Origin of the sequence: Acinetobacter sp. HA (assembly GCF_000264725.1) — a bacterium.
Classification (GTDB): domain Bacteria; phylum Pseudomonadota; class Gammaproteobacteria; order Pseudomonadales; family Moraxellaceae; genus Acinetobacter; species Acinetobacter schindleri.
Window position 1 is genome coordinate 1 of record NZ_AJXD01000026.1, and the last position, 13,637, is coordinate 13,637.

At 42.4% G+C, this 13,637-nt stretch carries 11 protein-coding genes and 1 pseudogene; 3 read left to right on the forward strand and 9 right to left on the reverse strand.

The features are described 5' to 3' along the window. Positions 1-25: 25 nt before the first annotated feature. Complete coding sequence (gene prpC / locus HADU_RS06725; RefSeq protein ID WP_004894563.1) at positions 26-1,168, reverse strand: 2-methylcitrate synthase; 1,143 nt, start codon at positions 1,166-1,168, stop codon at positions 26-28. A 4-nt stretch (positions 1,169-1,172) separates the two neighbouring features. Further along, positions 1,173-2,057, reverse strand: coding sequence for a methylisocitrate lyase (prpB, locus tag HADU_RS06730; RefSeq protein WP_004810717.1), 885 nt, complete (start codon positions 2,055-2,057; stop codon positions 1,173-1,175). A 232-nt stretch (positions 2,058-2,289) separates the two neighbouring features. Between prpB and HADU_RS06735 the strand changes: the two are divergent. Together HADU_RS06735 and argF are read left to right on the forward strand one after the other, a co-directional pair. Further along, positions 2,290-2,943, forward strand: a pseudogene (locus HADU_RS06735) (TetR/AcrR family transcriptional regulator). A 110-nt stretch (positions 2,944-3,053) separates the two neighbouring features. After that, positions 3,054-3,974 (forward strand): ornithine carbamoyltransferase, encoded by a 921-nt coding sequence (argF, locus tag HADU_RS06740; protein WP_004812788.1) that lies wholly within the window; start codon positions 3,054-3,056, stop codon positions 3,972-3,974. 53 nt (positions 3,975-4,027) lie between these two features. On the opposite strand, the gene HADU_RS06745 is transcribed toward argF, so the two are convergent. Beyond that, positions 4,028-5,320 carry an MFS transporter gene (locus tag HADU_RS06745; protein WP_004894557.1) on the reverse strand — a complete coding sequence of 431 codons (1,293 nt, stop codon included), beginning with the start codon at positions 5,318-5,320 and terminating at the stop codon, positions 4,028-4,030. A 339-nt stretch (positions 5,321-5,659) separates the two neighbouring features. Between HADU_RS06745 and HADU_RS06750 the strand changes: the two genes are divergently transcribed. Continuing rightward, complete coding sequence (locus tag HADU_RS06750; RefSeq protein WP_008304697.1) at positions 5,660-6,136, forward strand: hypothetical protein; 477 nt, start codon at positions 5,660-5,662, stop codon at positions 6,134-6,136. A gap of 18 nt (positions 6,137-6,154) precedes the next feature. Here the strand turns inward: HADU_RS06750 and HADU_RS06755 are convergent, their stop codons facing one another. The 6 genes from HADU_RS06755 to HADU_RS06785 all read right to left on the reverse strand — a co-directional run bounded on the left by HADU_RS06755 (position 6,155) and on the right by HADU_RS06785 (position 13,422). After that, positions 6,155-6,508, reverse strand: coding sequence for a YnfA family protein (locus HADU_RS06755; protein WP_008304699.1), 354 nt, complete (start codon positions 6,506-6,508; stop codon positions 6,155-6,157). A 102-nt stretch (positions 6,509-6,610) separates the two neighbouring features. Then, a complete protein-coding gene (gene clpA, locus HADU_RS06760; RefSeq protein WP_008304701.1) occupies positions 6,611-8,887 on the reverse strand; it encodes an ATP-dependent Clp protease ATP-binding subunit ClpA in 2,277 nt (758 codons plus the stop codon). Positions 8,888-8,896: 9 nt separating this feature from the next. Continuing rightward, positions 8,897-9,310, reverse strand: coding sequence for an ATP-dependent Clp protease adapter ClpS (gene clpS / locus HADU_RS06765; RefSeq protein WP_008304704.1), 414 nt, complete (start codon positions 9,308-9,310; stop codon positions 8,897-8,899). Between the two features lie 19 nt (positions 9,311-9,329). Beyond that, entirely contained in the window at positions 9,330-10,079 is a 750-nt protein-coding gene (locus tag HADU_RS06770; protein ID WP_008304705.1) for a DUF6776 family protein, read from the reverse strand. Positions 10,080-10,154: 75 nt separating this feature from the next. Next, positions 10,155-11,210, reverse strand: a complete 1,056-nt coding sequence (gene argC / locus HADU_RS06775; protein WP_171056655.1) for an N-acetyl-gamma-glutamyl-phosphate reductase — start codon at positions 11,208-11,210, stop codon at positions 10,155-10,157. A gap of 625 nt (positions 11,211-11,835) precedes the next feature. Continuing rightward, positions 11,836-13,422, reverse strand: coding sequence for a rhodanese-like domain-containing protein (locus tag HADU_RS06785; RefSeq protein WP_008304710.1), 1,587 nt, complete (start codon positions 13,420-13,422; stop codon positions 11,836-11,838). Between the last annotated feature and the right edge of the window lie 215 nt (positions 13,423-13,637).

Below are 13,637 nucleotides of genomic sequence, written 5' to 3' on the forward strand. Positions count from 1 at the left end.
TTTTTTTATTTACAATAGCTGTAACTTAAACTGCTACAGCGCCGCGCTCAGCAATTGGAATCACTTTACGTAGTTCCGGACCCGTATAGTCTGCGCTTGGACGGATAATACGGTTATCTGCACGCTGTTCCATCACATGCGCTGCCCAACCGGTAACGCGTGACATCACAAAGATCGGTGTAAACAGTTTGGTTGGAATACCCATGAAGTGATAAGCAGATGCATGGAAGAAATCAGCATTACAGAATAATTTCTTCTCACGCCACATGACTTCTTCACAACGGACTGAGACTGGATAAAGTACGGTGTCGCCTACATCTTTCGCCAGCTTCTCTGACCACTGCTTGATAATACCGTTACGCGGATCATTGTCTTTGTAGATTGCATGACCGAAGCCCATGATCTTTTCTTTACGTTCCAGCATACCCAGCATTTCACGCTCAGCTTCTTCTGGCGACGTCCAGTTTTCAATCATATCCATCGCGGCTTCATTGGCACCACCATGCAGGGGACCACGTAGTGAGCCAATCGCACCGGTAATACAAGAATGCAAATCAGACAATGTCGATGCACATACGCGTGCGGTGAAAGTTGAAGCATTGAATTCATGCTCTGCATATAGAATCAGTGATACATTCATCACCTGCTCATGCAGCGCATTTGGCTTTTCACCACGCAGTAAGTGCAGGAATTGAGCACCGATTGAATCATCATCGGTATTTTCATCAATACGGATGCCGTCATGGCTATAGCGATACCAGTAACAGATAATCGCGGGTAGCGTTGCCAGAATACGATCCGCTACATCCTGCTGTTCAGCAAAAGACTTTTCTGTTTCCAGATTACCCAGCATGGAGACGCCGGTACGCATCACATCCATTGGATGCGAGTCCGCCGGAATGCGTTCCAGCACTTCTTTCAGTGCTTGCGGAAGGCGACGTAATGACTTAAGTTTTGCCTTATAAGCTGCAAGCTGCTCGGCAGTTGGCAATTCACCAAAGAAAATCAGATAGGCTACTTCTTCAAACTGGCAGTGTTCTGCCAGATCCTGCACATCGTAACCACGATATGTCAGTCCTGCACCGCTTTTGCCTACTGTTGAAAGTGCCGTTTTCCCTGCGACTTGTCCACGCAATCCTGCGCCAGTGAGTACTTTTCCTTCAGCCATTGTTTTAATTCTCCTGCTTAAACAGTTTATCTAATGTGTCTTCGAAGCTGTGATAATCTAAAAATTCGTAGAGTTCTTTTCGTTGTTGCATTTTGTCCAGTACATTTACCTGAGTACCGTTTTGACGGATCGACTGCATCACTTCTAAAGCCGCCTTTTGCATTGCACGGGTAGCTGACAGTGGATATAGCACCATACGAATGCCCTGCTCAGCCAGTTCTTCGGTGGTGTAATACGGTGTATCACCAAATTCGGTGATATTTGCCAAAACAGGTACACCCACCGCATCGCAGACTGTTCTATACATGGTGATGTCCGTCATTGCCTCAGCAAAGATCGCATCCGCACCCGCTTCTACACAGGCGCAAGCACGATCAATCACAGCCTGTAAGCCTTCTTTTTGCAAGGCATCGGTACGTGCCATGACCACAAAGTTAGAATCCGTTTTGGCATCCACTGCCGCCTTGATCCGGTCTACCATTTCCTGTTGCGATACGATTTCTTTATTTGGACGGTGGCCGCAACGCTTTTGTGCTACCTGGTCTTCAATATGTACTGCTGCTGCGCCAGCTGCAATCATCTGCTTAATGCTACGAGCAATATTAAATGCACCACCCCAGCCTGTATCAATATCTACCAGTAATGGCGTATCCACACGTTCAGTAATACGGCGTACATCTTCAAGGACATTATCAAGACTGGTCATACCCAGGTCAGGCAATCCATAAGAATAATTGGCCACACCGGCACCAGAGACATAAAGGGCTTTATAACCGACCTGTTTCGCCATCATGGCTGCATAGGCATTTACGGTTCCAATGATTTGTAGTGGTTTCTCAGTTTCTAATGCTTCTCTAAACTTTAAACCTGCAGACATTTGTTGTGTCATCTTCCCTTTCCACAGTGTTGGCTATAATTATTGAAGTTCGAGTATACCTATTCAAAACGCTCAATCCATGGCCTGATAGAATAAAAACTCTAAAACTTTAGTCAAATAATGCGGATAGATTTAGCATAAATCTTAGTCGAGATAATAGATACAGCAGTCTCCATGAAATGTGCGCACAACTTTGTTATGATGGCAACTGAAATAATCGAAAAGTGCTGATTTAGTCGTCAATATGCAGGATCTCGTTCAACTGGAACCCTTAGCCAAAGATGTGCCACAGACCAAGCGTGGTCATGAGCGCTGTCTCGCCCTTTTGATCAGTGCAACAGAGCTGTTCCTGGAACATGGTTATGATGCTGTATCACTGGATGATATTGTCAATCATGCCGGTGGCTCCAAGGCATCTATTTATAAATACTTTGGCAATAAAGAAGGCCTGTTTAAGTCGATTTGTGATTATCGCCGTACCCAGTTCTTTAAAGATATTTGTCTCCCCTTTTCTTTAAACAGTTCTAAAGACTTTAGAAGCTATTTGATTCAGACCTTGCTGAACTTCTACCAACATATCAAACAGCCGGAAAATGCCGCATTTATGCGGCTGGTGCTGGAACAAAGTGGACGCAATCTGGATATTGCTCGACATATTCATGAACAGGGGCCAAAACATATCCAGCACTCTATTGCTGAAGTTTTGTCACAGGCACATGCCAAAGGTCTGCTCAGCTGTCCAAATCCATTATTTTCTGCACAATTATATTTCGGTATTTTAAGAAATATGTAATGGCGCATTTTAATGGGTTTGCCAAGCGATGAAACTGATCAGGAAACTGTCGAATATGTGAATTATTGTGTCGATCGTTTCCTGGACGGTCATCAAAAAGTCTAGTTTTTTTGCAATTTCCTATTCATATAGTATATTAGCCGATTCCGTATTTTTTTAACTAACCAACAACTAATTGTTGAACCAGTTTTTCAGCAATTATTGTGGAGTAACGAATGGCTCTCCGTCACTTTCTGACTTTACGCGATCTATCGACTTTAGAACTTAACCAGATACTGCAACGCGCCATCGAGCTCAAGCGCAAACAGCATAACAATGAAGTTTTCCAACCGTTTGTTGGTAAAGTTATGGGAATGATTTTTGAGAAATCCAGTACCCGCACGCGTGTTTCGTTTGAAGCTGGCATGACCCAATTCGGCGGCAGCGCAATTTTCCTGTCTTCACGTGATACTCAATTGGGCCGTGGCGAACCTATCGAAGATTCTGCACGTGTTATTTCAAGCATGCTTGATGTCGTGATGATCCGTACTTTTGGTCATGACATCGTTGAACGCTTTGCTTCTTATTCAAAAGTACCCGTGATTAACGCTCTGACTGATGACCACCATCCTTGCCAGCTGCTTGCTGACATGCAGACTTACCTGGAACATCGTGGTCCAATCGAAGGTAAAACTGTGGCGTGGATCGGTGATGGCAACAATATGTGTAATTCATATATTGAAGCTGCGCATATGTGGGGCTTTAAGCTGAAAATTGCTGCTCCTAAAGGTTATGAGCCACAAGAAAAATTCCTGTCTGAATTTGCACACTGTGTAGAGCTGGTTGACTCAGCTGAAGATGCAGCAGTCAATGCTGACCTGATTGTAACTGACGTTTGGGCAAGTATGGGACAGGAAGAAGAACAGAAAATCCGTGAAAAAGCATTTGCTGATTATCAGGTCAATGAGCGCTTGATGGATCTGGCTCACCCCGACTGCCTGTTTATGCACTGTTTGCCAGCACACCGTGGCGAAGAAATTTCAGAGAATATGCTGGATCACAAAAATGCTGTGGTTTGGGATGAAGCTGAAAACCGTCTACATGCTCAGAAAGCATTGGTTGAATTTCTGATTAATGAAAATCTGAAAAAAGACTAAGTGTTCTTTTAATAAAAAAGCACCGAATTTGGTGCTTTTTTATTGCTCAAAGATTAATGATCATCTTTTAAATATTTTGGTTCTTTCGGTAATTGCCAGCTACAGAAGAAACATACAATCAGCATCACAATGACATACACGAAGAAGGTATTTTCAATACCTGCTGATTTAAACTGTAATGCGACCGAAGGTGCTGAACCACCAAAGACGGCATTACCCACTGCATAAGAGAAACCTACTCCTAAAGCCCGTACATGTGGTGGGAACATTTCTGCTTTTACGATACCGCCAATCGAGGTATAGAGGCTCAGTAACATCATCAGGAAAATCAGCAATAATGCAACGATCACTGGGGTATCACTGAAGACTCGCATACCGACCGCCATGACCGGATAAATCGCAATCGCCATCAACCCACTAAACAGCAGCATACAGGTACGACGACCAATTCGATCCGATAAAGCACCAAAAACTGGCTGTGCAATCATCAATATAAAGATACAGGCCGTCATAATAAATCCGACAGTCTTTGGATCAATACCGATATTGGTTAAATAGGTTTTTGAATAAACCGTAATCACATAGAAGCTCAGTGAACCCGCTGAAGTATAGCCAACCACCAGCAAGAATGTTTTCCAATGGTTTTTGAACAATTCTTTAAGTGTACCTGAATCTTCCTTATCGCTATCTTCCGTAGATAGCGTTTCTTCAAGACGGCTACGTGCCAATAAAGAAACAATTGCCGCAATACCACCAATCACAAACGGGATACGCCAGCCACCATCAAGTAACTGTTGTTCGCTCATAAAGCCCAGGAAAATAACCCCGAGTAAACTTGCCAGCAACTGACCACCGGTCAAGGTCACATATTGGAAAGATGAGAAAAATCCACGCTGACCTTTTAAACCCAGCTCACTCATATAGGTCGCAACAGCGCCATATTCACCACCGACTGATAAGCCCTGTAACAGACGCACCAGCAGCAGCAAGAATGGTGCTGCCATACCCACCTGCTCATAAGTTGGTAAAGCTGCGAATAGGAATGAACTGATGGCCATTAAACAGATCGAAATGACCATGGATTTTTTACGGCCATGTTTATCGGCAATACGGCCAAATAGCCAGCTACCTATTGGGCGCATAAAGAAGCTGGCAGCAAATACACCCCAGACATAAATTGCCTGAGTTGAACTGTCCATATTTGGTGCAGTGAGTGCCTTGGTAAAATAAACCGCAAATACAGCATAGATATAAAAATCGAACCATTCGACCAGGTTACCGGAGGCTGCCCCGACGATTCCTTTAATACGACTGTTTTTTTCCTGCTTGGAATAAGCTTGACTCAAAATATGACATCCTTATTTTTAAATCATTGAAGTTTCTTGTTTATAGGTCAATATTTTATGCCTTTAAACTTAGATATTTTTTTGCATGCACCCTACGTACTTACCGGTATGCTGCGTGGGGAGGTGTAAGACTATAAACCTAGATGAAATCCAACACAAAAAATAAAGTGTAATTATTAATAGATTTTTCACATAAAAAGTCTTTTAAACTTCAATATTTAAAAATAAGCAAAAAGAAGAAATCTGAGGAGGCAGGAGAATTAACCAAGGTAGAGTTGCGTACAGATCTTATTCATGCTCTTATACTCCGCAAAACACAGTAATAATTTGTGGCCTTACATGAAATATAAAATAAATCTATTCACTGCTTTAACCCTTGGCATTAGTTTTCTTAGTAGCCAGGTTTATGCTTCCGAATTTGATCAATACCTGCAACAGCAACAGATCATTGATTCAAAATTTAAAATCAAGAAAAAAGCAGAACTCAATGAAATGCTGGCTGTATTAAGTGCGGAAGATTCTAAAACTTTTCCCCTGCAAATTGATCACAACACGATTATTGAACAACTGAAACTCACTGCTAATAAAACCGAATTAAAAGGTTTAATTATTACTCCAGACTTTGCCCAGTTTGAAAAAGATCTAGGTCCTAAGGAAGTGACTCAGCTTATCCGCAAAAACTTATTACAGAACTGCGGTATTTTCTTTGAGCACCGTTATCAGTTAGAAAATCCCTATAAAGTGATGCTAGAACTGAGTTCCACTACTCGATCTTATGACGTTGAAATATCGCAGAAGGACTGTAAAGGGAACTAAGTTTCTACAGGAAGTAAATCAACGGATTAAACCTTGGGGTTGCATGATAATAATCAGCGCCCCAAATATCACCACTGCACCACCAAGCAAATCCCATCGAGACAGGCTCATCTGATCCACAAAACGCAACCACATCAAAGCAGTAAAGATATAGATACCACCATAAGCTGCATAGATCCGGCCTGAAGCAGCTGGATGCAAAGTTAATAACCAGACAAAAGCTGCCAAAGCCAGAGCTGTCGGAATCCATAACCAGTGACTTCTTCCCTGATTCAAAATCAGATAGGGAAAATAACAGCCTAGAATTTCCATCACCGCCGTGACCAGGAACAGACAAAAAGTCGTAATAAGTTTAGTGAACTGAAATTCCATATCTTGTTAAATCTTAGCCAGGCAATAAATCCTGATCAGATCATAGCAATAAAGAAATAAAATAACCCGTGCAAGCACGGGTTATTTTACGATGAGTAGAATTTAGGCTGGTTCAGCAGTCTGATCTTCAAACACTTCAAGTTTCAAGCCTACAGCTTTGCCATTTTCTTTCTTCACAGATACAGCAACATTACCGCCATTATCTGCCAGCTCACCAAACAGAATCATTTCTGCCAATGGTTTTTTCAAATGCTCCTGAATCAGACGCTGCATTGGACGCGCGCCCATCAATCGATCGTAACCATTTTCAGCCATCCATTCACGTGCACTCTGATCCACTTCCAGAATAACTTTCTTCTCATCTAGCTGTGCCTGCAATTCGGTTAAGAACTTGTCGACTACATTTTCAATGATCGTACTTGGCAAGGCCTTGAACTGGATCACACCATCGAGACGGTTACGGAATTCAGGTGAGAATGCTTTTTTCATCGCTTCCTGGTTATCATTGCTGTTGTCTTGTTCCATGAAACCGATACTGACACGTGAAATGCTTTCGGCGCCAATATTGGTGGTCAGTACAAGCACCACATTACGGAAGTCTGACTTGCGACCGTTGTTATCAGTCAATGAGCCATGATCCATAATTTGTAGCAACAAGTTAAATACATCCGGATGTGCCTTTTCGATTTCATCCAGTAGCAATACACAGTGTGGATTCTTGTGAATCGCATCGGTCAACAAACCACCTTGGTCAAAACCAACATAGCCTGGAGGTGCACCAATCAGACGGGATACCGCATGACGTTCCATATATTCAGACATATCGAAACGAACCAGCTCCACGCCCATCAGTTTTGCTAATTGTTTGGTGACTTCAGTTTTACCGACACCCGTTGGACCAGCAAAGACAAAACTACCGACTGGCTTATCTGGAGATTTCAGACCTGCCCGAGACAGCTTGATTGCGGAACCGAGTGCTTCAATGGCTTCATCCTGACCAAACACCACACGTTTCAAATCACGCTCAAGATTTTCTAATACAGTCTTGTCATCTTTAGAAACTGTTTTTGGTGGAATACGGGCAATTTTCGACACGATGTCTTCGATATTTTCTACCGTAATCAGGCTATCGTCTTGCTCGGCTTTTAAACGGCGTTGCGCACCCGCTTCATCGATCACATCAATGGCTTTATCTGGCAAGAAACGGTCATTAATAAACTTCGCTGACAGTTCTACCGCTGATACCAAAGCCTGATCTTCATATTGAACATGGTGGAAATCTTCAAACTTAGATTTCAGACCACGTAAAATATCAATAGTTTCAGAAATTGAAGGCTCATTCACATCAATTTTCTGGAAACGGCGCGATAAAGCATGATCTTTTTCAAAGACCTGACGGTATTCCTGGAATGTGGTCGAACCTATGCAACGCAATGAACCATTTGCCAGTGCTGGCTTAATCAGGTTCGAAGCATCCATGGTGCTGCCCATACTAGAACCTGCACCGATGATCATATGAATCTCATCAATGAACAGCACTGCATCCGGTTTTTTCTTCAAGGCATTGAGAAGTTGTTTCAGACGTTTTTCGAAGTCACCACGGTATTTGGTTCCTGCCACCAGTGCACCGATATCCAGACTATAGATTTCGGCGTTTTCTAATGGTTTAGGCGCTTTACCATTGACAATCAGCCAAGCCAGACCTTCAGCAATCGATGTTTTACCCACACCCGGATCACCGACCAGCAACGGATTATTTTTACGACGGCGACAAAGAATTTGTGCAGCACGCTCAATTTCTTTTTCACGGCCAATTAATGGATCAGTTTTACCTTTTTGCGCTTCGTGATTCAGGTTAGTGGTATAAAGATCCAATGGACCTGAAGCATTGGATGATCCGGTTTCGCCGTCCAGTTCCTCAATTTCTTCTTCGTTCTGCACTTCTTCCTTGCGGGTGCCATGCGACAGATATTGAGTCAAGGTTAAACGGTTAATCTGATGACGTTTCAGCAGATACACTGCAAACGAATCACGCTCTGAGTACATCGCAACTAGAATGTCCGCACCTTCTACCGTACGGTCTCCACCACTTGACTGTACATGGAAAATGGCACGCTGCAGGATCCGGTCAAAACTTTCAGTCGGATGAGGTGCCTGATCGTTATTTTCGCCGAGTTTTGGAGTGTGTTGTTCTACGTATTCTTCAAGTTCTTTACGCAGTACAATAATGTCTGCACCGCATGCTTTAAGGGCATTCACGGCAGAATCGTTGTCGAGTAAAGCCAATAATAAATGTTCTACTGTCAGAAACTCATGTCTCTTTTGACGAGCCATGCTAACAGCCAAACGTAGTGATACTTCTAATTGACGACTGAGCATGCAACCCCCTTAATCTTTAGGCTCTATCTGGCAAAGTAAAGGATGACCTTGTGATCGAGCGTAATTATTGACCTGGTTCGCTTTCGTTTCCGCAATGTCTCTTGGATAGACGCCAGCAACACCTTTTCCTTCATAATGTACAGTTAGCATTACTTGCGTAGCTTGGTCAAGATTCATTGCAAAGTATTGTTGTAAAATTTCAATTACAAACTCCATGGGGGTGTAATCGTCATTCATCAATACCACTGCATACATCGGTGGACGCTTCAACTCTGGCGGTGCTGTTTGTACTGCAATATCAGCATCTTCGTCATGAAAAGGGTCATTTGCCAAGCGTGGGCTTATGTGCCAGTCAACCACACCGGACTGATTAAAAGAATTCTTGATTTCACTTAAACAAATATGACGCTTGTTGCTAGGCATAAGATTTACATTTCACACTTTAGTTTGCATTGGCTTCTGTCTGAGGAATCTCTGACAGGAATGCAGATTGATTTTCAATTGCCTCGCCCTTACTCCAGCTAAAACGGCGGGTAACAGGCTTGCTTGTACCAGTCAGGCGAACTTCTATAAATTCTGGTACAAAACCTTTCGGCATCGTCCAACGACCAGTCAGACGTTCATAATTTTCGAAATTGAAGTTTTTATCTGCCAAAGGCACAACTAAAATTTCAGTTCCCCGAATCAGGCGCAATTCAACCGAACCGGAAACACGCCCTTTGCTTGGACTTACTTGAATCAGATCAAGCTGATATTCAAAGGCATTTTCAGGCAGAGGCTTTACTGCCAGATGCTGAACAGATAAAGGCATGCCACCACGCTGACGCAGTACTTCACGATATAAGGTCGCCAGGCTTTCTGCCTGCGTATATTCATCACGGGTTTTATTCATCGCAAGATACAGGTCATTGGCATTACTTACGGCCAGATCACGTTCCTGCGTTGCTGTATTCAGGGTTTTATTCAGTGTTTCCAGACTGGCTTTCTGCTTTTGTACAACCTCAACCAGCTGTTCAGCATCCGCCTCAAAACCTACAACGGTCAGACCTTGACGATGACCTATCGAATAGCCAAGTAAACCACTACTCAGTACCAGAATTGCAGCACCTATCGCAAGTGGCGTGTTCCCTTTCAGAAATGGCATTTTCTTCTTGTCATCTGTGGTCAGATCGTGAGGCTCATTATTCGGCATTGTCATCTCTTCTATCTTTTTCAAGACACACATTTAAATCGAAATTCAAATGTGTGTGAAGTTGTAATACGTTTTTTATGGTAATAAAGCAATGTTTTGCAAGCCAGCGTTTTCAGCAAAGCCAAACATCAGGTTCATATTCTGTACCGCCTGACCTGCTGCACCTTTCACCAGGTTATCTTGTGCTACCAGAATAACCAGTTTCGTTGGTTGAGGCTTGTACAGTGCAATACGGAGTTCATTGGCACCACGTACTGAACGGGTTTCTGGCGAACTGCCTGATGGCATGACATCAACGAACTGTTCATTGGCATAGAACTGTTCATAGAGTGCCTGCAAATCTGCTGTCTGGCCTGCTTCAGTCAAGTCAATGTAAATGGTTGACAGCATACCGCGAATCATTGGCACCAGATGCGGTACAAATAAAATATGGTCAAATACACCTTTTTGACCTGAGATATTTTCTAACGCTTCTACAATCTCAGGATGATGACGGTGACCTGCTACGCCATAAGCTTTAAAGTTATCTGCATTTTCAGAATAGATCATGCCTAGGCTGGCTTTACGACCTGCACCTGAAACTCCTGATTTAGCATCAATAATAATACTTTCAGGTTTCACTAAGGCTTCCGCAGATTTTAATACTGGTGCAAGGCCGAGCTGCACGGTTGTTGGATAACAACCCGGGTTACCAATCACACTCGCCTGTTTGATCTTGTCACGATTCAGTTCAGACAGACCATATACAGAATCTTGTAATATAGATGGACAAGCATGTTCCATGCCATACCATTTTTCAAACTGCGCCAAATTCTGTAAACGGAAATCTGCGGCAAGGTCAATTACCTTGGTATTGGCAGCTAGCAGTTCTTCTGCATGTTTCATCGCAACGCCATGGGGTGTCGCAAAAAATACGACATCACAAGATTTTAATAAATCAAGGCTGAGATCAGAAAATTCAAGATCAGTATGACCACGCAGGCTTGGGAACATATCGTCTACACGGCGGCCTGCTTCGGTACGTGATGTCAGTGCTTTGACGCTAACGTTTGGATGTCGCAGTAATAGACGTAAAAGTTCAACGCCTGTATAACCTGTGCCACCCACAATACCCACTGAAATCACGATAATTACCTCTAACTAGATGTTTCCTTTATGCCAGGTAGTATGACAGGAAGTTCACATTTTCTAAACTCTTTCACTGAGGAATGCTGATTTTATATATTTTGAAATGCATGTTTAAAGATAAGATTGAAACACCTTTATACGTGTTTGCTCGTTACTGGAGTAGACCAACTATAATGACAAAGATAAATTACAAATAAGAAAGCAGGTAATGCCAGAAAGATAATGGCGTCTAGTCGAATCATAAATGGAATTAACCCTAAAATGGCCAATAGTGTTGCACTGGCTGAAAATTTTTTAGGTATTTGACGATGTTTAATCCATAAAATAGCCATATAAAATAGCATTCCCCACGCGAGCACACCTGTCAGCATAAAAAATTTGACGGTTAAAGGATAATCCATGGGTAAACTTGGGAAAAAAATACTGTATAAAAATAGTCCGTAAAAAAACAGCGCAGGAAGCGAGATTATAAAAATTAAAATTGTGAGGATTAACCGCATCATGAGGAGTTCTAATTTATCGTTATCATTGGTTTTATATTATCGAATAAGCATATAAATGCACAGTCAATGCTACATAGATGCTTCAAATCAATAAAGTCGCCGTGGCGACTTTATTGATGTAAGAATTAAATGGTGAAAAATCCATGTGTCCCATCTTTTTTAAGTTGATCGACTAAACCAAACTCCCAATCCAGATAGGCTTGCATTGCTTCATGTGAGTTATCCGTGCCTTCATATGGACGTTTATAACGATCAATTTGCGGTGAAAGTGCTTGTACATTGTCTACAGTTAACGCATAGCCTGCTTTTTCCCAAGCAACATTACCACCATCAAGTACATACACTTTTTTATGAAATGCTTTAATTTCTTCCGCAGTATAATGGGCCAAAACTGAACGACCGCATGTGAGAACTACGGCGTCTTTAGCCTGAAATGCAGCTTGTTGAATTCGTTCAACTGCTTCGGCCTTAAGTAGCCATGCAGCATCCGGAATATGCGCTTTCTTATACAGTGCAAAAGGCTGCACATCCCAAATCGCGATATTTTGAGTTGATTTTAATTCTTGCAATTGCTCTGGACTAATTAATTCAACAGTATTGACTATTGGTAAATTTGGTATCCACGTACCACGTGTGGTTAATATTTCTGAAAAATCTGTTTCTAGCACATAAACCTCCCAGTTCATCTGCCCTAACCAAGATGCAGTCATGTAGGCACGAATCAGTTGATCATCAATGAGTACAATTCGTGCTCCATGGACTGCTGCGTTGTGATCTGTTTCTTGAACCAGTTGTCCACCTACAACCCAACGCGAACCATCCAGATGACCTTGGATATATTCATCTTCATCACGGACATCAAATATATAGGTTGTACGTTGAGTTTCAGCTTGTAGTTTTTGAAGCTCCTCAAAAGATATGATTCGAACACGCGCTTTTTGTGCCAGCACTTTGGCATTTTCTAAAAGCTCCGGTTTTAGCTCTGTCTGCACATCCTTAAATGATCGAGTTTGAGCATGTTCCAAACTTTGACCCGCAAGCGTCCAACCAATCGTGCCATTTCGCAGTGCATAAACCGGATGTGGGATCTTGGCATTAAGCAATGATTGTGTACCAATAATGCTACGGGTACGTCCTGCACAGTTCACAATAATGGTGGTATTTTCATCTTTCACCAGGTTCGGTGCACGGTAAACCAATTCAGCACCTGGCACGCTTTGACCGGATGGAATACTCATAGTGTTATATTCATCAAAACGACGGGCATCTAAAATGACGATATTGTCGTTCGCATCAATTTTTTCTTGGACCTCTTCGGCACTCAGCCACGGCGTATGTTTATAGTATTCAACCCATTCACCAAAGGCTTTGGTTGCAGAGTTCACATCGATAAATAATTCACCCCCATCACGTGCCCATGCCTGGGTACCTCCCTTCAATACATGAACCTGACGATATCCATAACGAATTAATTTTTGATAAGCACGTTCTACTCGGCCATCTGCATCATCATAGAGTACGATTGTGGTGTCTAGACGTGGTATACGATTCAAAATTTCGATTTCTAAACGTGAAAGAGAAATATTGGTGCTAAATAAGGGATGAGCTTGTGCATAGATATGTTCTTCACGTAAATCGACAATGGCGATTTCTTCACGCGCAAGTAGTTTTGCTCGAATCTGGGCATAATTTAGTTCTGGAATCTGGAACATGGAAAATCTCCTAGATTTGCTTAGGCTATTTATAAAAATAGGAAAAGCCTCGATAAATGTCGAGGCTCTGGGCATTATTGAGTGTTATAGAGATCAGATGTTTTGGCATCAATCGTATTGGGAATCAGCTTTTCATTGAAGAATGCATCTGAAATTTTTTGCTGCTCTGGCATATCTTCAATAGTTACGGATTTCACGTTATAACTTCGGTTAGC